We start from the raw sequence: 20,032 nt of genomic DNA on the forward strand, positions 1-20,032 counted from the left end.
CGGGCGACGATTTAACCTGACAACAACATTGATATAACGCGAATTACCTTTTTCCTCTTTGCAGGTAATTGGGGAGCAACTGCGGATGTTCAAGCAGAACTGCCACGGACCGGCAATTCGATTATTTGAGAGACATCGATCTCATAACGCGATTCAGTTGATCGCGATTGTGATTACGATTTCATTATCGGTGTCTCAGACTGCGCAGGCCCAAGGGCCATCCATGTTGCAGCAGCCACCTCCTTCTGGTCAAAGAGAGGTTCAGTATGCGCCAGCACCGAGTCAGATGCCTGTGGGCAACTCCGGTCAATATCAGCAAGCACAACAGATTCCTCAGGGAATGATTCCGATCCAGAATGTGCAGCACCAGACACGTGGTCCACGGATTCAGATGGTGCAGGATACAGGACGTATTACAAGAAAACCTTTACCGTCACAGATTCGTTCGACGCCGGGGATTTTTGATGAAATGGAAATCATCATCCGCCGGAGTCAATTGATCATCACAAATTCACGAATTCGGCGGTATGCGATTGCCGATCCTTCGATAATCGAATTTGTCACCTACTCGCCGACCGAAATTTCGATTGTTGGCTTGCAGATGGGGACGACGACTTTAACACTCTGGTTTGAAGGGGATGATACCCCGATTACTTACCTGGTTCATACAATTCAGGATCCGAGTTTGGAAGGCCAGCGACGGATTGATTACGGCAAACTGGAACGCAAAATTGCGGTTCTGTTTCCAAACAGTAAAGTCTACCTGATTCCTCTATCACGAAAGATCATTGTGAAAGGGGAAGCTTCCGATGCGTCAGAGGCTGCGAATATTCTTTCAGTGATCCGTGGTGAAGTGATCAACTTTGACGGAAATTTGGGAGGTCCTCAGCCTTATGCAACGGGTGCCGGCTATGGCGGGGCTGGTGTAGACTCTACGTATGCGGGAGTCAATTACGATTATGCCTCTTCGTTAATTGTGAATATGCTGGAGATTCCCGGCGAATTTCAGGTGATGATCCATGTGACGATTGCTCAGATGAACCGTACGATGATGCGGCAGCTGGGCGTTGATATAAGCGTTCTGTTTGACAATGGTCGCCAATTTATTGGTTCGACGATGGGGGGAGTTCCTTCCACGCTGACAGGAATTTTCGAAGCTGGTGAAGTGAATGTACTGATCAATGCATTAGCGCAGAACGGCACCACGAAAATTATGGCTCGACCAACGTTAACCGTATTAAGCGGTCACTCGGCGAGTTTTCTTGCCGGGGGTGAATTCGCCGTGCCGACGATTGTTGGTGTCGGAGGAGCCCAGGGAACGTCCACCACATTCCGCGGTTTTGGTACCTCGATTGTGGTAACACCGATTGTGATCGACAAAGATTTGATTCGAATGCAAATCACTCCGGAATACAGTCAGATTAACGATTCCAACTCTGTTCAGGGGATCCCCGGTTTGAATTCCCGGAGAGCCCAGACGACAGTCGAACTCCGCGAGGGGCAGACGATTGTTCTGGCTGGTTTATTCGGCAGTGATTCTTCAGTGGGGGTCACGCGGATTCCCTGGCTGGGAGAAATTCCACTCATAGGCAGTTATCTTTTCAGTTCGAAAACGTCGAGTCGAGGGGAATCGGAATTATTGATTACAGTAACACCGCAGCTGGTTCGGCCGATGGAAGAAGACGAAGTGCCACCTTATCCCGGATTTGAAGTGACGGTTCCAGGGGATAAAGAGCTATATAAATATGCCATGACAGAAGGGGCTCCGGACAAAGAGGTTTATCAGTTACAACCTTACGGTCGTGAGGCAGGTCAAGGGGTCCCCGTTGGGTATCGCATGTTTAATCCGGCACCTGCTTCGCCTTATTATCCGCCGATGAACACGGGAACGTTTCAACAAGGGCCAACAACACAGCCAATTCCTCAAAGAGGGAGCACGTTCCCGGCTCAGCCGAGACCGGTTCGACCACCAGGACCGATTCGTTCGAACCAGCATCAGCCATTACCTCCACCACCGGCACCGGGGGTCAGTGGGCCGCAGGCTCATTCAGCGGGCCCTTATCAGGACAGTCTCTCGCAACAACAGAATCAGCGTGGATTCACTCAGATGATCAAAGAGCGATTCCAAAACAGGACAACTGACAATAATACCTGGGTACAACCGGCTGGTTATGTGGATCCCCGAATGAGACGGGAATCTGCCGAACCTCAGAAAAGCCGTTCAAAATATCCCTGGAGCAAGTCAAGGTAGTTAATTCCCAGAGTGATGAATCAGTTATTTCTATCTGTGTGAAATCAGTTAGAACATCATTCCTGGTTTTGAAACCAGATTCGATTTCGCTTGACTTTAAAAGTGAAGTTGGATGCTGGAAATCATAAATGCAAAAAACGTCGTTAAACTAATTGAGGGACATGATGGCCCGACTATCAATATTTCATAAAATGATCCTTTCCACTACCTGCGTAGTGCTGGTTGCCGGTTGCTGCAGCTGGGGAGGAGGGAAGTGTGGAAAAAAATGCCACTGGGGCGGCGGCGGAGGCAATTGGGGAATCCATAAGCGTTCCTTTGCGATTCCAGAAGTCTATCCACTAGGCAGCGTGAATCGTGCGCACTATCACACAATGGAATCCAACGCAGAAGCCGTCGATTTCATTATCAACCGTAATGAGTTTGTTGAGAATAGTGCCGAGCTCACTACTAATGGGAAAGACCACATTCTCGAAATTGGGGCACGAATGCGAAGCAATCCTTATCCAGTGATTGTGGAGCGGAGTGATAACAACTACGCGCCCGAACTGGACGCATATCGACGACAGCTGATTGCCCGGATTTTAACGGACCTGGGAAATCAGGATGCTGATCAGCGGACGATTGTCTCGACGACGTATGGCCGTTCTTTGAATTCACGCGAAGCCGAAATTGATTATTACCGTTTCATCTCAACACGCGGAGGAATTGGCGGGGCTGGTGGTGGCGGCGGTGGCGGCGGCGGCGGATTCGGTGGTGGTGGCTTCGGCGGCGGCGGTGGCGGCGGATTTTAATTCCAGCGAAATTACTGTTAACGTGACCTGAATTCAGGTCTTCAAAAAAATATCAAAACGCCATAAGAGCCTTGCTTTTATGGCGTTTTTAAATGCTTATTTGACAGTGGTTTAAAGGGATTTATTCGGGCTGCATTCGCGTGAGTCTGCTCGGAAACGCGTGTCGGGAATTAGTTTTTCAGATTCGTATCGACACAATTTGCGAAACGGCATAGAATCCTTGCCTGAATCTCAAATCGAATCATATCTCTCAAAAATTCCCCTAAATCATAATCCTATTTCTTGGCTATTCATTCAGTCGAAGCAGCCTTTACACAGTCGATTCTGATCCAGGCAACGATCACACGTTTGTGCTGTCTCTTCAGGAACCTCGCTGTTGTAGCTGCTTTTGATGAATGGCTTTGAAGAAATTATTGAATCAAACGAAGCAGAGTAATCTGCTCTGCACTTGCTGAATCAAGGTTGATACCCGATGAAAACTCGAATGTTTCAACATACTGTTATGCTGTCATTCTGCTGCATTTTATTGTATGGATGCCAGTCTGCTCCTTTTTCTCGCCGCTTGTTGAAAAACGAGACACTCTCTCAAAATTCGACTGAAACGGAGGATGAATCGGCGATCCAGAAAAATCTGCGCGAAGCAATGGCAGTTGAACGTAAAAAAAGTCGTTTTGAGAGACAGCAGCGAAACGCGGAATCAGAATCTCCCGAGAACCTGGCTGAACGTTCGGCCCAAGACGAAATACTGAATCGTCTGACAGCGAAAGTAGAATCTCAGGCTTTACCTCTGAGTACTAATCCAAACACGATCCAACAGCCGGATCTCGCGACAGATAAATCGAACGTGCTACACGAATTGAATCTGGCATATGATGCTGACCGGGCAGGGGATTTTGAGAAAGCACAGGGTTACTATCAACGGGTGATTTCAAAGGATTCGAATAACTTTGAAGCCTTGCATCGTCTGGCGATCATTGAAGATAAAAAGCAGAATTTCCCTGCAGCAGAAGCCTATTACCTGAGCGCACTCAAATTAGATCCGACGAATTCCGATCTACTTAGTGATATCGGTTATTCTTATATGTTACAGGGACGCGATGATTATGGTGAACGGTATTTACAAGAGGCACTGAAATATCAGTCCGGTCATGTTCGTTCGCTTGATCATCTTGGCTGGTTCTACGGGCGAACGGGACAGTACGAGCAGGCACTGGCTTTGTTTCGGATAACGGGCGATGAAGCACAGGCACAACTGAAATTTGCGCAACTGTTTCCAGGTGTAGATCCGAATCAGTCATCAGCTCAGGCAAGTATGACACCGCAACAGATGCAGTATCAGGTACAGAAACAGAATCCAGTGCAGATGGTTGCTCCAGACAACTCAGTCCCCCAGATTCAACCCGTGGGGCAAATACAGACAGATTATCAACAGCCAGTTCAATACGCTGCGACGGGGAATCCTCAGGCACCATCTGAGCTCACGATGTCGCAAGCTGCGAATAATCCGACGTTACAGATTGCCGAGATGATGAAACGCGAACGGGACAAAGCAATCCAGGCGCGTGGTGCAGCACAACAACTGCCTGCCATCAATCCGAATCAGGCAATGGCGGGGCAGTTTTCCGGTTCACCAATGCCGACTGGTCATTATCAAAACTCACAGCCATTAATGCCCGCTCCCTCGGAGCCGAATTCTACCGTCGCTGTGCCTGCAGCCGGATCAACTCAGATTGAGGCCTGGCCACCCGTTGGTGATCCGGGAATCGCACAGGCTGTGCAGGCATCAAACTATTGGGCATTGAAAGAACAGCAGCAACAGAATCAATTCCAGCAACAACAACAGCAAATACAACTGAACCAGAACCAGCGACAACTACGCCAAGCTCCTCAGAGACAGCTTCAAAACCAATCTTATCAGAATTCAATTGTGCGGGGGTTACAGCCGCAGCAGCAGGGCCAGAATCAGAATCTGCCTCGCGGAGGCCAGCAAATGCGCGGGCAACAAGTTCCACAGCAGAGGATGCCTGCGAATGTTCCCCGGGCGGGACAACCCTTATATGGTAACCAATATCAGGTTCCAGGGCAGTATCCTGGTTACCGAATCAATGCGACACAGTCTCGCTCTCAGCAGGGGCAACCTGCTTCGGGTAATATCCAGCAGCAAAGTGACCAGGAGCTGATTCGGGAAGCGGCGCGGACCGGAATGAACCTGGGGCCCGGTCAGATGTTTCCTGTTGCTGAGGTGAGCCCGAACAATTCAAACGGTTCCCCGTCAATGAGTGCTCAAATGCATGCGGGAACAATTCTACCTGCTTCCGCACAAGTACCGGCACAAAATGTGTTTCGACCAGGCGGCCAAAATATACAACAGGCGCAGGTCGGGCAGCCGATTTATCAGCAACAGTCCTCCGGGGCGATCACGCAGGCAGGATATGAGTATGCCAATCAAGCCAACCCTCAAGGGGCTGTGATGAATGCCTCATTACAATACCAGGGTGTTCAACAGGTTCCTTCCAGACTCCCTCCGTCTGCCATGTATTCCAGTAATCCGGCAGTCGCGCCAGCCAACATGCGGACGATGAATTCAGATCAGGATCAGGGGCTTCGGCAAAACACCTATCCTAATGGGATGAATCCAGGGCAAAACCAGAGACAGGTATTGAGCAACCAGAATACGAACCCACAGTCATCGTCTCCCTTTCAGTGGGGTACAGGCCAGCCGACAAGGGAACAGTCCGGTTCACAATATCGCTTTCCCACTCAACAGGGGCAGTATTGATTGGTGTGTGAATGCTGATTTCAGGGGTTAACTGGCCAGGAGCTGCTGTTCCAGCGATTCGATAATCTCTTCCGTCGGCCATTCCTGTAGTGCGACTTGGATGGACGAGTGATTCTGGAGCCATTTTCGCACCTGTTTTTCGGCGAACATGACAGTGCTGTGATTGCGACCGCCAAAGAAGTCGCCGATTTCACTATAAGCGGCTTGGGTCAGTTTTCGGGCGAGAAACATTGCCAGCATACGAGGTTGGCTGATATTCCTGGATCTGCGTGACGATTTCAAGTCGGCCTCGGAGACTCCAAATGTATTGCAGACGATTTGCTTAATATCATCCAGTTTGATAATCCGGATGCAGTCCCGTTCAAGGTCGGCCAGGATCTGGCGTGCCATTGAGGTGGTGATCTTTTGGCTGGTCATGACCTGATAGGTTTGCAGGCAGTTGATGGCGCCTTCCAGTTCCCGTACATTATTTGTAAAGCGTTTGGCGACATATTCCAACGCGCCCTCAGTGATACGGGTTTTTAATTTCAGGGCACGCTGACGGGCAATTTCGAGCCGCAATTCGGTTTCCGGTGATTCCATACGGCAGACTAAGCCTGACAGAAACCGCGTCGTTAATTCCTCACTCATTTTGGTCAACAGACGGGGATGTCTGTCGGACGAGAAAACCAGCTGCCGACCATGGCTTTCCAGATGTTTGATCGTATGCAGCAGTTCTTCCTGAAACATGCGTTTGGATTCAAAGAAATCGATGTCATCAATGATCAGAACATCGACATTTCGAAATCGATGGCGAAAACCGGGCAACGATCGTTCGTGCAATGCTTTCGAGAAATAGTTTCCGAATGATTCCGCTGTCAGAAAAACAACCTGCAGAGATGGGTATTGCTGCCGAACCTTGCGGTAGAATCCTTCCAGCAGGTGAGTCTTGCCAACTCCGACACCGCCGTGGATAAATAACGGATTATACAGCGCTCCGGGTTCATCACTGGCTTGCTGGGCCGCCATAAAGGCCAGTTGATTGGATTTTCCGGTAACAAACGAACTGAGATCGGAAAAGTGTCTTCCTTTATAGGGAGCCTGTTTGCGCGCTTGATTTTGATCAAGCCGTTCGCGTTCTGGTTTCGCTTTTAAAGTGGTCGTTGTGGAGTCAGTCGAGTGATCTGCGTCCACATCTGCCGATTTTGCGTTTGCAGATTTACTGTTCTCCGAATTTGCCAGTTCGGGAATCACTTCAAACCGATATTCGGCCGAAGGACCAATACAGGCGATGGCGGTGGCATTAATGGGGGAGGAAAACTTTTTCTGCATCCAGGTCAGTAAAAACGGGCTGGCCACTCCTACGATGAGGAAGTTCCCCTCCAGTTTGAGACTGACTTTTCCTGCAAACCAGTTCTGGAAGCTACGTTCACCGACCTGCTGCGCGAGCAATCGGTAGATTGATTGCGCATTAGATTCAGTTGTCGCAGGCCCCAGCTTGGCTTCCGTTGGTCGCTTTGCTGCCGAAGCACAAAGCGCACCCTCCACTGCCAAAGACGTGGGTTGCATCTTGCACCCTCCCCCCCGCGCGCAAAATTCCCACCCATAATACATGAAAAAGCGAAATCCTGCTTTAATCAGTATCGATCATGGTTGTGAGGTATATTTGGAAATGATGCGCTAAAAAGCTCCATTGATAACAGCGTCGAAAAGATCTCAGGCAATTGTCTTAGCCGACGCTGCGTTTACTCATTCAGTGATTCCGATACTAGCTTGAATTGGCAAAGAGTCAAACAGAAACGGAGAGGAAATTTTTCAGAATTCTGAGACCGAAATCAAAAGCCCTTTTACCAGTAGAAAATCACAAATTTGGCGAATTTTTTTTTATCAGGCAGAACAGACTGTTGTTCAAAACATGTTAATGAATATTTGGTTTATTTTGAGGGAATTATGAACGTAGTCGTGCGTGGACGCTTAAAGTGTTTTGTCTGACAAATCCCAAATCTTCGTAAATCTTTATCGCATACGAATTTTTGTGATCAACGGCGAGGATGACGGCGGACTGGTTTTGGGCCTGTGCCTGTTGTATTCCGTGCTGAATAAAGGCACTTCCATAGCCGAGTCCCCGCTGTTCGGGAGCGACTCCCATGTAGACCACTTCCCAGACCTTATCGTCCCGGTGCTCCGATAACAGGAGTACGCCTAAGTCAATTCCCGCCCGATGAAACAGGTACCATTGCTCCTGGTCAGAATCACCTGAACTGCGATGTGATTCGAGTGATTCTTCTGCGGTGCGAATGTCATTCAATACGGGACAATCATGCGAAGCTTGATGAGTCAGGTCCAGGAGATCCAGAAATCTCTGGCGGTTTTGCTGTTCATCATATTTCACCCATGCGAGCGGTTCCTGTTCCAATGCAGCGGATTGACTGAGTTTCGTCAGAGGGTGTCTCATGAAGAGCAGGTCGGTCAGGTGGGGAAAGCCATTTCGAGTCAAGATCTTTCGTTGAGTGAGTTGTCCCGGGTTGAGCAACGACTGACCGATGCTAACCTCTGAACGATCAATCCGTGTGACCATCTCCTGTAAAATGGCGTCGGCGCAATCGTTACTATTAGTAAAGGGAGGCCAGAAGAAGGCTGTCGCAGAATCTGTAAAAACCAGCACGCCTGCACCGACCAGTATTCCGTCCTCTCTGGCAATTAGAATCTGGTGCCGGTCATTTTTTCCACCATTGATTGATTCGAGAAATTCCTGGATTTGTATCTCTCGTTCTGCTTCCGATGAATCTGCAAAAATGTATGCAGACGCTTCAGACTGTTCCTCAGTAGTGGCGAGAGAGACGGTAATGGACATTGGCAGATTTCATTTCCCGAGTCAGAGGACCTTCATACGCTTAACACGAAAAAGCGATTTCAGCAGGTATCATAAAAAAAAGGCTGGTCGATTGACCAGCCTTAGTTGGGAAAGGAGAGGAGTTCTTAAAATTTAACCGAGTGTGAGTTGTGGGAATTTATCAGATCGTGTCTTAACCGAGGCAGATTATAGCCAAAGGGGTTGCCATTCGCCTTCAATAATCCCTCGGGTGAACCCCATTGCTGATCCTGAACAGCACTGAAGTTATTTTCGACGGTGTTCAGATTATGATTACCCAGCAGGCCCACCGGATGCGGTGACCCCGTTACCGGAGCAAACGCAGGTTGCTCTATTTGCGGTGAATTTGTCACCAAAAGCAGTGCCAGGCAGCAGGCAACAGTTGTCAGAGTTGGTAAGAGAAAATTGAACTGAGTCGGGCGATTTCTCCGACGACGTGCTGCAATTTTGGCAGAAACCTGAGGCCAGACGCTATCCTGCAATGAAGGCAAAGGAGCGCTGTCGAATTGTTTCTGAAGCGCCTCATAGCTTTTTTGCAGTTCATCATACTGAGAACGGCATTGTTCACAGTTTTGTAGTTGTTTTTCCAGAAGTCGTAGCTCGGCGTCGGACAAATCGTTACCGACGGCCAGAGCGACTCGCGACTTTAAACCATTGCATTGCGTGCAGTACATGTCTTTTTATTCCTTGCCGGACATGGAGTTTTCAACATTTTGCCGGTTAGACCATAGTTTTTGAAAACGATTTCTCGCTTCAGCTAATCGCCAGCGAATCGTCGCTTCTTTGCGATCCAAAATCGCGGCAATTTCAGAAGTTGAAAAATTTTCCAGATCTCGAAGTACGAGCACTGTTCGATACTTTTCGGGAATTTCTCCCAGAATTGCCTGAACTTCCTGATTAATATCGAGTTTATTCCTTGGATCCGGTACGGATGGATCAAAGGGAGTTTCAGAAGGGCTGTCGCTAAATAATAACCACCAGCCTCTTCTCTTTTGCTTTCGCAGGTGATCCAGCGCCTGATTGACTCCAATACGAAACAACCAAGGGCCGAAGCGCCTGGACGTATCGAATTGATCGAGCCGTTCGTAGCTTTTCAGGAATGTATCCTGAGCCAGATCTTCTGCTAATTCCGGGCTCTTGACAAACTGGATAATCACACGAATGAGCCGTCTCTCATAACGAAGGACTAACTCCCCGAATGCATTGTCATCACCCTTGCGAGCTGCTTCTACCAAACGTGCATCACTAATTACACCACCAGATGGTAGAGACTCTCTTTCCTCAATTTTTTTATCGACCATTTCTAACTGCATGTCTAGCTCCCCTCTCCGCGTTAATAACACGCTTTGACTTTAATTACGTCAAGGAGGGGAGAAATGATGGGAATTTATTGTAAATTCTGTAATCGAACTAAAAAAAGACTCCTGATCAATGTGCCTGCTTTTAATTATACCTAGCAAAACTTTGTTTTGGGGAGGATTTGGGGTAGGAAACAATTAATTCCTTAAGTGTATATTTATCAAGTGTTTAGGTGGTTGGTTAACATAAGAGTCTCGCAATCTTCACGCAAATTTAGTGTCCGTGCGGATACACCATTCCGATTTGGTTTTGGCTTTCGTGTTGAATGTAATGATCAGCCGGGATAGCAGCACGGGGTTGTGTCTCAAGTCGTGTCCGAAACGACAGTGAAAAAATTAGGGATTGAAGATGTTTTTTCACGGAAACAGCAGGTTTTCAATCAGAGGAAACTAGATTGAGTCATTGGCCCTGCATACCAGAATTCGTGCGAGAGGGGAAACGTTTGCATGATTCAATCTTCGTTTCTGCATTACATTTATGGTGGAATTTGTTATTCTGGTTTGCTGATGATTGAGGACTGAGCCTGTCAATATAATGGGGCCTGAGGAAGAGGATACTTTGATGAATCAATGGAAATTATGCAGCGGATTGTTGGGCATCTTAATTCTGTTGACGGGGTGCTCACAGGAAAAGTCGCCCCCGGCTGGTTCCTCAAAGGCCGCTTCAGAGAATGAAACTTCTAAGGATGCTGAAATGAATACAGGAAACGAATTTCAATTGGCAATTCAAAGTGAGCCTTATGGAACTACGGCTGACGGTCAGGACATCACTCAGTTTTTGCTTTCCAATAAAAAAGGGGTGAGCGTCAGCATTATTAATTATGGCGCGATTGTCACCGCCGTCTATATGCCGGACCGCGAGGGAACATCAGAGAACATCACGCTCGGATTTGATACGTTAGCAGAGTATGAGAAAAAAGGTCCTTATTTTGGTGCGATCTGTGGCCGCTATGCGAACCGGATTGCCGATGGGAAATTCAAACTGGATAGCAAAGAATATCAACTGGCCCAGAATAATCCGCCAAGCCACTTACATGGCGGCGAACAGGGGTTCGATAAGAAAGTCTGGGCGGCAGAAAGTTTTTCTAATAAAGATAAAGTAGGTGTTCGCTTAAATCTGGTGAGTCCGGATGGTGAAGAAGGGTATCCCGGTAAACTGACGTTGAACGTGGTTTACACGCTTAATAATGAGAATGAATTCAAGATCGATTATACGGCAACCAGCGATCAGGCCACGCCGATCAATGTGACCAATCATTGCTATTGGAATCTGGCTGGGAAAGGGACCATTCTAGATCAGGAACTGGTGCTGAACTGCGATCAATATCTCCCGGTTTCGGATGAAGCGATTCCTACGGGCAAATTGGCTGCAGTCAAAGAAACGCCGATGGACTTTACCTCGGCTCATAAAATTGGCGAGCGAATTGCACAGGTCGAAGGGGGCTATGATCATTGCTGGGTTGTGAACCCTGCAGAAAAACAGCCAGCGTTTACAGCGCGGGTTAAAGATCCCGAATCAGGCCGCGTCATGGAAATCTTCACAACCGAGCCGGGCATTCAGTTCTATACTGGTAATTTTCTGGATGGGACCGAAGCGAGTGGCGGAAATCCGAAGCATGGTGGACTGTGTCTAGAAGCACAGCATTTTCCCAATTCACCAAATCAACCAGAGTTTCCGAACACGATTTTGAATCCAGGAGAAGTTTACGAACAGACGACCATCCATAAATTCTCGGTTGAGTGATCATCTCAAAAACTAAGCTGTATGCTTGAGTGGGAGGCGCATCGACTGATCAACGGGCCAGCCATACGTTTCTCCAGCGTGCTGAAGTAGCAGCCCGGATCACCTGAGGCGATTAATGTTGTTGATTGTCACGGGAGACGATGGCCTTCTGACGCTGATCGCGGTTGCGTTGCAGAAGTTTTTTTCCACCGACGTACAGGATCACAAACAGCAGAACTGCGGCAAAAGGGATCAAATGCACCGGCTCTGTCAGGTAATGCAGGATGCCCTGCGAATTGGTGGCTTGCTCTGATCCGTGACCGGGGTGAGCGAAGAGTTGCGGACAACTGATTAAAGTGATCAGGCAAACCAGAGTGAGTTGGAATCGATTCATTTCAAAAATCTTTCTGAAGTCAATGAGGGCAGGATTTGGCACAACTCCCGCCGGGCTACTTATTTTAGGTCAAACGTCGGGAAGACTCAAGAGTCGAATCTGGTTGTGTTTTATGACTTTGTCAATTGTTATGAGACTTTTTCGATTCCGTCTGATGCTTTTCAACAGAGTCTTCGGCAGCCGATTGCAATAAAAAAGACCAGACATTGATTTAATGTCTGGTCTTAACATGCTACGCCTGATGCTTGCGTGATGTCGCTCTTCTTCAAACAAAATTATTCGAAGCTGGTGAGTTCTCCCCCTTTGATACTCGACAGAGATTGATAAACCCCCAGATCGATATTTTCGGTGATAAAACGGACGCGCCCATCGCCAAACAGAAACTGGGTTCCTCCTGTATGATGGCTGCTGAAATCATCAAAGTGAGCTGCGGGATCATTGGGGACATGGTCTGTTGCGCCCAGAACGCGGGCAAATGTTTCCTCACCCTCCGGGACCGCTCCGACCCAGGTGGAGTACCAGCCAGCGGTTTTATCGGTTCTGCGTTCGCCTACAAACAGAGTCTGAGATGTGCCATCTGTAATATCGCGGAAGCGGGTATTGCTGTTCTGATAGAAGAGCCCCGTGCTTTTGCACGCTGTCCCAGCAGGGACGGTTTCGCAATAATCCAACTCCTCACTGCCGAAAACCCCGATATAATTGCCGGTTGCCATTGTTGCGAGGACATTTCCCGGACTTCCTTCTTCTTCGAGATCAAACTTGTTGTCGGCTGGATCTGAAGGACAACGAAACACAGTCAGATACTGGTCGATGATGCCTGTTGGCTGAGCGGCGGCATTAATATCGAGATTAAAGTCTATTTTGCTATAGAGAGGCGTTTGATCCAGGTAAGGCAAGACCATTGTTCCCCAACCCCAACCACTGCCATACTCGACGTTCGGTCCAACGCCAGGCTGAACCCCAATCCAACCAGAAGGGAAGACTGTGTGAGTCTCATGGTAATTATGCAGCGCCAGCCCAATTTGTTTCAAATTGTTTTTACACTGACTGCGGCGTGCGGCTTCACGTGCCTGTTGCACGGCTGGCAAAAGTAAGGCGATCAGAATCGCAATAATCGCGATCACAACCAGTAGCTCAATCAAAGTAAAGCCACGTCGGGTATTTTTGACTCTCTTCATATCTGGACTCCAAGACGCCTGTTCAAATCGAAATCGTAAAAGAATTGCAACAATGCGATCATTATTGCAAATCATTTGCGGTAGTCAATGTCTATTGCAAGTAAATTGCATTAGATCCTGGTGTGCGTGATTGGATTGAATTCGTGAATCCGCGATGAATCAATCGTTGCAGAATAACTAATGTCTTTCAGTACGCTCTAAAGAGGAGCCAGGGGGGAAATGATTTTGTCTATTTTTGGGGGATTCTCGGCAAAATCAAGGGGAAATTGTTCGTGAAAACGGTACTGCTTCTCTTGAGTGATCGATGTGTAAATTTGTGCGGGTGATGGTTTCCTGCGCCTGGCAGAAATTTCGTGAAAATTTGATGAACCGGATCTGTATCGCGGAACAGGAGCGGATTTGAAATTGAACAGCCGGTGGTTATGATGGCTGGTCAATGTTTGATAACCAGCCTGTGTTCTGCTGATTCACGAGATTCGATGACCGCATCCCTATCTGATTCCTATGCTTACTGCCAGCAACTGGCAAAACAGACTGCAGGGAATTTCTACTATTCCTTTCTCGCATTGCGCAGGGAACAGTTTCAGGCGATGTGCGTGCTGTATGCCTATATGAGGACAGTCGATGATCTGGGGGATCATCCGCAACGTTTACCCGAGGAACGCGCTGCTTCGTTAAAACAGTGGCGACGAGAACTGGTCCAGGCGCTAGAGCTTCAGTCACGTTCAGAGGAAGCCCCGTTTGATCCTTGTTTCCCGGCTTTACTGGATATCATTCGCCGTTATGAAATTCCGCAGCGTTATTTTTTCGATGTGATCACGGGCGTGGAGTCTGATTTGCAGCCTGTTGCATTTGAGACATTCGATGTGCTAGCCGACTATTGTTATCACGTGGCCGGGGTGGTGGGCTTGTGTTGCATTCACATCTGGGGGTTTCATGATGAGCGTGCATTTGACGCGGGAATTGAATGTGGTCTTGCCTTTCAAATGACCAACATCTTGCGCGATCTGTCTGAGGATATCGCGTTGGGACGAGTGTATTTACCTCTGGAAGATCTGGACCGCTTTGACTACGCGCCCGCCGACATTCAATCACGGAACTATGATCAGCGATTCCGAAGTCTGATGGAGTTTGAAGTTCAACGGACAAGGGGATTTTATCGGAACTCGGAACGTTTATTCGATTATATTTCTCCCGCTGGTCAAGGGATTCTGAAGGCCATGTATCGTATTTATGGCGGGATCCTGAGTGAAATCGAGCGAATGGAGTACGACGTGTATTCGTCGCGGGCAGGGCTGCCGAAGTGGCGGAAGTTATTGATCGCGGGTGAAGCCATTGTCGCTTCGCGCTGGAATTCGAATCATTCTGACAGATGATATGAACTTCAGAGGTGTATAAAAAAGAAAGCTCCCGATAATCGGTGTGATTATCGGGAGCTTACCAGGAGCAGCAGGAACAAAGCTCACTTATTATTCAACGCCAACATACAATGCTGGAGTTTTCATAAACACATTCATATTCGACTGGTTGCTGAACAGATAGAGTCTGCCTTTATACCAGGATGCAAAATCAAGAGTTCCTTCTTTGTCATCCTGATGGTCAACTAACAGTACGAGATCACTTCCGCCGGCAGCAGGTGCGTATTTCGCAGGCTCCCTGTCAAATTTCAGTTTGTTTTCGAGTGAAGCAAACTGGTAGTTCATCGATTTATAGGAAGAACTGAACTCAGGCCGAGCATCAACAAGCAGTCTGTTATCACGTAAGGCGACGGGGCAGAAGCCTTTCAGACCTTTAATATTGCCTCGGCTGGCGATGAGTGCCAGTTTCTTTTCAATCGAACTGTCCGGCTCAGATGTCGCGATCCGTTTCTCTGGTTGAGCAGGTGGCGTATCCAGTTTTTGTTCCGGCTGTGGCTTGAATGGATTGTCTTCTGGTTTCTCCATCGCTTTTTCAGCCACTTTAGGTGCGGGAACTTCGAAAGGGTTCCCCTCTTTTTCAGGAGCCGTCGGAGCCGCTGGTTGTGGCTCAAATGGATTCATCTCTTTTTTCGGTGTTTCCTGAGCAACCTGTGGCGTTCCTTCTTTGGCAGGTACCGATGGTTCAGCCGGCTTTTCGTCTGATTTTTTCAGACCGTCTTCTTCCAGTACCAGACCACTGAAGGGAGTCTGAGGTGATTCCTTCGGCGGTGCTTCCTGAGCTACTTTGGGTTTCTTGAAGCTGTCAGCTTCCTCTTCCGACATTTCGGGAAACAGATTATTGAAATCATCTTCCGGGCTGATCACGATCTTCTTTTGCGCGATTTCAGCCGTCTCTTCTTCGATCAGTGGAGTTTTCACAACAGCTTCTTTGGCCTGTTTTGCAGCAGCAATTCGTTGCTCTTCAAGCCGTTCAGTAGCCTCTTCTTCTAACTCTTCACGCGCTTCTTCATCCAGCTCCAGCTCTTCCGTTGTTCGCATCGGAGTCTTAGCAATCGACTCTGTTTGCTCTGCTGGTATCGGTGGTCCTGCAACAATCGATGGTTGAGCCGGTGCCGGAGCCGGTGCCGCTGGCAGTTGTGGTGGGGCAGTAGTGGTTTTTGTGGCTACAGGAGCTTCAACGGGTGCCTTTTTCACAACCTGATGCGACTGAGGAAGACGCTTGGGAGTTTGCTTTGTTTTTGCTGGTAAGAACTTTTCATACCATTTCTTTTTTTCTTCCAGTTGTGGAAGTAATTTTTGCTGAGGAGGCCCTGCAAACTTCTGTGGAGCGGCGGCATTCTGTGGCGTTGCGTTCGAAGTTGTCGAACGTCGTCCAGCAGCAGAGCCGGAATTCGCTGTTTTCGGTAATGCATCTAACTGCATCGGAGGCATCTGCCGACCATCTCTTCGGTACAATGCTTCCAGCTGACGCTGAATTTCACTTTGTCCAGGCTTCGCATTTGGCTGAGGAACCGCAGTCTGATATTGCGGTCCAGTAGTTTGATTACCGCTTCGGACGATGACCGGACGCTTTTCCTCTGGTTTCTTAGTTTGTGTCTTGTTTTTGTTGCTCTTCTTCTGAAAGAATCCTCTTGGTTTCAGAGTTAATCCTACCTGCTGAATTTGAGATGGTTGCTTTTCCGTTTGTGGGAAAAGAACACGCGGTTTTACAGTACTACGTGCTGAATGCATTTCACGTTGAATGGCATTCATAAGAGTGTTTTGTGGGTTCCGCACTGTCCTGGTGCTTTGCTGCTTACTGGAATTATTCTGAACGGAGTATTCCTCCGCTGACAGAAAATTCGAATTCGTCAGCACTAAGCCAGAAATCGCGCTGAATATTAAAACGCGAGCGGAGAAGCGAGTTCCTGCTTTCATCTCCTGAAATCTCCTGGTTCCTGAGTCTTGAGTTGGGCCAAATGACTTCCATTCAGCGGCACTCAAATAATTCTGATTTGAATGATTTCTCGAATCGATGAGACTTCATTAATCGGAATATTGCTTTCAAATGGTTGGTTCTGCATAATCGACACAATCATGCAGACTAAGCCCTGCTGGGTTTTCTATCGTCGTTAATCTGCTCTGGTTTTGATGCCTATGTCGGTTGTAGTAATAGATTCTGGCGGGATCTTTGAATCGACCCGAACGACCGTTTTTATTGATAATCTTGCCGTAGTGTTGCTATCGCTTGTAGATTACCTGTTTTACAATGTGTCAAAACAGCTGCCATTTCGCACCAGCATGGAATGGAATCAGGGAACAAAATCTGTTTCTCTAGCGGAAATAGAATAACTGAAGGGAGTTATGCAGATGGAAGAGCAGCCTGCACAGGAGAAATTGGTAGCGAAACAGTCCGAATTGGTTCAGCAGCACAAGAATCCATGTCCACCTCCACGCTCGCGGCGGTGGCTGATGCGCGGGCTGGTAGTGGTGTTGTTGGTTTCAGTGGTATTCAACTTGGGTTTTTATGCCTGGTATCAGGAATACTTTACAATTGGTGGCGGGCCGGCCGAGCAGTTTGAGACTGGCGATCAGTTTGCCAAAGAGAAAATCGCCATCATTTCAATTACGGGAACCATCATGCCCCCGTTCACCGAACGGATCTTACGATCAATTAAACGAGCACATGAAGATGATCAGGTAAAAGGCATTTTATTAGAAATCGACAGCCCGGGAGGGTTGGTTGCCGATAGCCATCAAATTTATCACCGGCTGGTCGAATTACGAAAAACAAAACGAATTGTCGTGTCTATGAAGCGGATGGCTGCTTCGGGTGGTTATTATGTCGCGATGGGCGCTGGTGAAGAAGGAGTCATTTTTGCCGAACCAACAACGTGGACTGGTTCATTGGGGGTGATCATTCCCCGCTTTGATATGAGTGGCCTGGCTGAAAAGGTGGGGATTGTTTCAGATCCGCTCAAGACGGGGGAATTCAAAGACGCGTTAAACCCGTTCCGCAATCTTACTGATAGGGAACGTGCCATCTGGGATCATATATTAGATGAGTCTTATCAACGTTTTTTAAATATTATTACCGACAATCGAAAAAACCTTGATTATGATCAAGTAAAAAAACTGGCGACGGGGCAGATCTATCCTGCCACAGATGCCAAGCAGAATGGATTGATCGATGAGATTGGCTACCAGGAAGACGCGCTCGCTCGACTAAAGGAAATCACGGGACTTAATCAGGTGCGTGTGATAAGATATTCCCATCCGAAATCGCTGGCTGATATTTTACTGGGATCAGCCGAAGCGAGTCAGGCTGAAAATCGAAAGCAGGCACTTTTAGATTCGACTGTTCCACGAGCCATGTACTTTGCCTCTTGGATGGGGGATTTGCCGGCTTGGTAAAAATTCATGACAGAAGAGTGTCTCTACCAGAAATAAAACGCGCGTATGTTTGCACAAGAAGAACCGTTGTCTCCTGCTGAGAATTCTTATTTGAATGAGCCAGGTCTGTATGGTGCACCATCGGCTGTCTGGGGCATAATCGGGGACATTTTTAGTTTCCTGTACTTTCTGTTCTGGATCTGGATGCTGGTCGACTGTATCCGGAAGGATCCGGACCGCTTTTTGTGGTTTTGGGTGATTTTTGTCTTTCAGCCTGTGGGCGCGTTTATTTATTTCTTAATCCGCTGGCTGCCGACCAATCATGTTCAACTTCCTGAATTTGCAAGGCCGCTTTTTCGTCAGCGCAAATTGAATGAGCTCGAGACCGCTGCCTTACAGATAGGGAATCCCTATCAGTTTGTCCGCTGGGGCGATGCGTTGAAAGAGGCAGGCATCGATCAAAAAAGTCTGGATGCCTACCTGCAGGCTCTGGCAAAAGAACCGGATAATTTGCAGGCATTATGGGGTGCTGCGCAGATCGAAATGAAATTTAAAAAATTCGAAAGTGTCAAAGCACGTTGTCAAAAAATTCTGGAAGCGGAGCCAGAATATAAATTTGGCGATGTGTCTCTGATGTATAGCAAAACGATCTGCGAGCTGGATTCTCCGGAAACAGCACGGGAGCAACTGGTTAAACATACCAAACGTTGGCGGCAGCCCGAGGCGTTGTTCATTTTAGCGACACTCGAAGCAGAAGTTGGCGATCATCAGGCGGCGCGCAAAACGCTGCAAGGGATGCTCCTTGATATTAATGGCAGTCCACGCGGCATTGCCCGCAAATTCGTTCGCTGGAAAAGCAAAGCGCGGCGTATGCTAAAACGGCTGCCTCAAGCTTAAGATGCACTCAGGAACGTTTCCTATTTGAATAAGCCTAATCTTTAATACGGGCTTTTCGAAAATTATCAGCGTGGAACTGCATGATTTTGAGGCCTTCCTTTTCATATATCTTCATCGCGCTGTGTGGTACATCCGGAACAATGAGTTGTTCAAAAGGAATATTGAGCGATTTCAAGAAGGCCATATATGCAAGATTGTTCTGGTAGTTGAAGCCTTTGGTGCCGACATGAATCAGAATGCGAAGCTCTGGTTGGGGATGTTTTGCATACTTGCGAGCCAGGTCATATGTGTTATCTCCTTTGACGAAAACAAGGTTCGCATTTTCGCGACCATTTTCCTCTGAGATGCGTTTCTCGGTCGCATGACCAGCTCCACCCGGCGCTGCAGAACAGAAACGCTGCGGATGCTTAAACATGATCCGCGTCGTGCCACGTCCGCCTTGGGAAAAGCCCTCGATCCCACGACCTTTACGATTAGCCATGGTCCGGTAGGTGGCATCGATATGGGGGATCAACTCCTTCACGAAGACGTCTTCCCCCATCGCGTGATCTCGATCCGGCATGTTATAGTGACTGACTGGTCCCCCATTCACGAACACATAAATCATCGGTGTGACCTCACCTGTTGAAATATGCTTGTGAACGTGTTGCGCCAGTCGAACGCTTTTCGTTTCACTGCCGGGACGGCCGCCGTGCAGGTAATACACTACGGGAAAGCGTTGCGTTCCGTTTTGGGGATCATTGTACTGCGGTGGCAGGTAAATGCAGTAGCCGACATCCACCTTCATGGAAGGGCTGCGAAACGTCGCGTGTTGTACACCCGGAAGTTCCTGCTTTAACTCATTCACCCAACGAAACGGCTGTCGCTTCTTTTTCGGTTTTGCCTGTTGTCCACAGACCGGATTGGCGACGAGTAACATCGCGGCTGTGACGGCAAAACAAAAATGGTAAAACGGTTTTCGTTGAAGGAGACGGTATAACATGGTTCGTACCTGTTTCGGAGTCTGAGTTTTGCTTCTTA

General features: G+C 48.1%; 15 protein-coding genes. 7 read left to right on the top strand and 8 right to left on the bottom strand.

What is annotated here, in order from left to right:
• Window positions 1–85 precede the first annotated feature (85 nt).
• From AAC022_RS07325 to AAC022_RS07335, 3 genes are all read left to right on the top strand, one after another.
• On the top strand, window positions 86–2,251 hold the full coding sequence (locus AAC022_RS07325; RefSeq protein WP_339729581.1) for a pilus assembly protein N-terminal domain-containing protein: 2,166 nt from the start codon (window positions 86–88) through the stop codon (window positions 2,249–2,251).
• Window positions 2,252–2,412: 161 nt separating this feature from the next.
• Window positions 2,413–3,042 carry a hypothetical protein gene (locus AAC022_RS07330; RefSeq protein ID WP_339729583.1) on the top strand — a complete coding sequence of 210 codons (630 nt, stop codon included), beginning with the start codon at window positions 2,413–2,415 and terminating at the stop codon, window positions 3,040–3,042.
• Between the two features lie 472 nt (window positions 3,043–3,514).
• On the top strand, window positions 3,515–5,821 hold the full coding sequence (locus AAC022_RS07335; RefSeq protein ID WP_339729584.1) for a tetratricopeptide repeat protein: 2,307 nt from the start codon (window positions 3,515–3,517) through the stop codon (window positions 5,819–5,821).
• Between the two features lie 27 nt (window positions 5,822–5,848).
• On the opposite strand, the gene dnaA is transcribed toward AAC022_RS07335, so the two are convergent.
• The 4 genes from dnaA to AAC022_RS07355 form a co-directional block, all read right to left on the bottom strand.
• Entirely contained in the window at window positions 5,849–7,369 is a 1,521-nt protein-coding gene (gene dnaA, locus AAC022_RS07340) for a chromosomal replication initiator protein DnaA (RefSeq protein WP_339729587.1), read from the bottom strand.
• A gap of 379 nt (window positions 7,370–7,748) precedes the next feature.
• On the bottom strand, window positions 7,749–8,654 hold the full coding sequence (locus AAC022_RS07345) for a GNAT family N-acetyltransferase (protein WP_339729589.1): 906 nt from the start codon (window positions 8,652–8,654) through the stop codon (window positions 7,749–7,751).
• A gap of 125 nt (window positions 8,655–8,779) precedes the next feature.
• Window positions 8,780–9,346, bottom strand: coding sequence for a hypothetical protein (locus AAC022_RS07350; protein ID WP_339729591.1), 567 nt, complete (start codon window positions 9,344–9,346; stop codon window positions 8,780–8,782).
• Between the two features lie 6 nt (window positions 9,347–9,352).
• The gene (locus AAC022_RS07355) at window positions 9,353–9,985 is read right to left on the bottom strand and encodes an RNA polymerase sigma factor (protein ID WP_339729592.1); all 633 of its coding nucleotides are present in this window, start codon (window positions 9,983–9,985) and stop codon (window positions 9,353–9,355) included.
• Between the two features lie 607 nt (window positions 9,986–10,592).
• On the opposite strand from AAC022_RS07355, the gene AAC022_RS07360 reads away from it, so the two are divergent.
• Window positions 10,593–11,774 carry an aldose epimerase family protein gene (locus tag AAC022_RS07360; RefSeq protein ID WP_339729593.1) on the top strand — a complete coding sequence of 394 codons (1,182 nt, stop codon included), beginning with the start codon at window positions 10,593–10,595 and terminating at the stop codon, window positions 11,772–11,774.
• A gap of 112 nt (window positions 11,775–11,886) precedes the next feature.
• Here AAC022_RS07360 and AAC022_RS07365 read toward each other — a convergent pair whose 3' ends face one another.
• Together AAC022_RS07365 and AAC022_RS07370 are read right to left on the bottom strand one after the other, a co-directional pair.
• Window positions 11,887–12,147, bottom strand: a complete 261-nt coding sequence (locus AAC022_RS07365; RefSeq protein WP_339729595.1) for a hypothetical protein — start codon at window positions 12,145–12,147, stop codon at window positions 11,887–11,889.
• A 275-nt stretch (window positions 12,148–12,422) separates the two neighbouring features.
• On the bottom strand, window positions 12,423–13,325 hold the full coding sequence (locus AAC022_RS07370) for a DUF1559 domain-containing protein (RefSeq protein WP_339729597.1): 903 nt from the start codon (window positions 13,323–13,325) through the stop codon (window positions 12,423–12,425).
• Between the two features lie 479 nt (window positions 13,326–13,804).
• Between AAC022_RS07370 and AAC022_RS07375 the strand changes: the two genes are divergently transcribed.
• Entirely contained in the window at window positions 13,805–14,701 is an 897-nt protein-coding gene (locus AAC022_RS07375; protein ID WP_339729598.1) for a phytoene/squalene synthase family protein, read from the top strand.
• A gap of 93 nt (window positions 14,702–14,794) precedes the next feature.
• On the opposite strand, the gene AAC022_RS07380 is transcribed toward AAC022_RS07375, so the two are convergent.
• Window positions 14,795–16,660, bottom strand: a complete 1,866-nt coding sequence (locus AAC022_RS07380; RefSeq protein ID WP_339729600.1) for a hypothetical protein — start codon at window positions 16,658–16,660, stop codon at window positions 14,795–14,797.
• A 432-nt stretch (window positions 16,661–17,092) separates the two neighbouring features.
• On the opposite strand from AAC022_RS07380, the gene sppA reads away from it, so the two are divergent.
• The gene (gene sppA, locus AAC022_RS07385; RefSeq protein WP_339729602.1) at window positions 17,093–18,136 is read left to right on the top strand and encodes a signal peptide peptidase SppA; all 1,044 of its coding nucleotides are present in this window, start codon (window positions 17,093–17,095) and stop codon (window positions 18,134–18,136) included.
• Between the two features lie 45 nt (window positions 18,137–18,181).
• Window positions 18,182–19,012 (top strand): hypothetical protein, encoded by an 831-nt coding sequence (locus AAC022_RS07390; RefSeq protein ID WP_339729603.1) that lies wholly within the window; start codon window positions 18,182–18,184, stop codon window positions 19,010–19,012.
• A 34-nt stretch (window positions 19,013–19,046) separates the two neighbouring features.
• On the opposite strand, the gene AAC022_RS07395 is transcribed toward AAC022_RS07390, so the two are convergent.
• A complete protein-coding gene (locus AAC022_RS07395) occupies window positions 19,047–19,994 on the bottom strand; it encodes an alpha/beta hydrolase-fold protein (protein ID WP_339729605.1) in 948 nt (315 codons plus the stop codon).
• Between the last annotated feature and the right edge of the window lie 38 nt (window positions 19,995–20,032).

This window comes from uncultured Gimesia sp. (genome assembly GCF_963976445.1).
Taxonomy (GTDB): domain Bacteria; phylum Planctomycetota; class Planctomycetia; order Planctomycetales; family Planctomycetaceae; genus Gimesia.

Coding starts and splice junctions, on each gene's coding strand:
- sppA (WP_339729602.1), top strand. CDS start 17,093: ATGGAAGAGCAGCCTGCACAGGAGAAATTGGTAGCGAAACAGTCCGAA.
- AAC022_RS07395 (WP_339729605.1), bottom strand. CDS start 19,994: ATGTTATACCGTCTCCTTCAACGAAAACCGTTTTACCATTTTTGTTTT.
- AAC022_RS07380 (WP_339729600.1), bottom strand. CDS start 16,660: ATGAAAGCAGGAACTCGCTTCTCCGCTCGCGTTTTAATATTCAGCGCG.
- AAC022_RS07330 (WP_339729583.1), top strand. CDS start 2,413: ATGATGGCCCGACTATCAATATTTCATAAAATGATCCTTTCCACTACC.
- AAC022_RS07390 (WP_339729603.1), top strand. CDS start 18,182: ATGTTTGCACAAGAAGAACCGTTGTCTCCTGCTGAGAATTCTTATTTG.
- AAC022_RS07375 (WP_339729598.1), top strand. CDS start 13,805: ATGACCGCATCCCTATCTGATTCCTATGCTTACTGCCAGCAACTGGCA.
- AAC022_RS07325 (WP_339729581.1), top strand. CDS start 86: ATGTTCAAGCAGAACTGCCACGGACCGGCAATTCGATTATTTGAGAGA.
- AAC022_RS07350 (WP_339729591.1), bottom strand. CDS start 9,346: ATGTACTGCACGCAATGCAATGGTTTAAAGTCGCGAGTCGCTCTGGCC.
- dnaA (WP_339729587.1), bottom strand. CDS start 7,369: ATGCAACCCACGTCTTTGGCAGTGGAGGGTGCGCTTTGTGCTTCGGCA.
- AAC022_RS07370 (WP_339729597.1), bottom strand. CDS start 13,325: ATGAAGAGAGTCAAAAATACCCGACGTGGCTTTACTTTGATTGAGCTA.
- AAC022_RS07355 (WP_339729592.1), bottom strand. CDS start 9,985: ATGCAGTTAGAAATGGTCGATAAAAAAATTGAGGAAAGAGAGTCTCTA.
- AAC022_RS07365 (WP_339729595.1), bottom strand. CDS start 12,147: ATGAATCGATTCCAACTCACTCTGGTTTGCCTGATCACTTTAATCAGT.
- AAC022_RS07360 (WP_339729593.1), top strand. CDS start 10,593: ATGAATCAATGGAAATTATGCAGCGGATTGTTGGGCATCTTAATTCTG.
- AAC022_RS07335 (WP_339729584.1), top strand. CDS start 3,515: ATGAAAACTCGAATGTTTCAACATACTGTTATGCTGTCATTCTGCTGC.
- AAC022_RS07345 (WP_339729589.1), bottom strand. CDS start 8,654: ATGTCCATTACCGTCTCTCTCGCCACTACTGAGGAACAGTCTGAAGCG.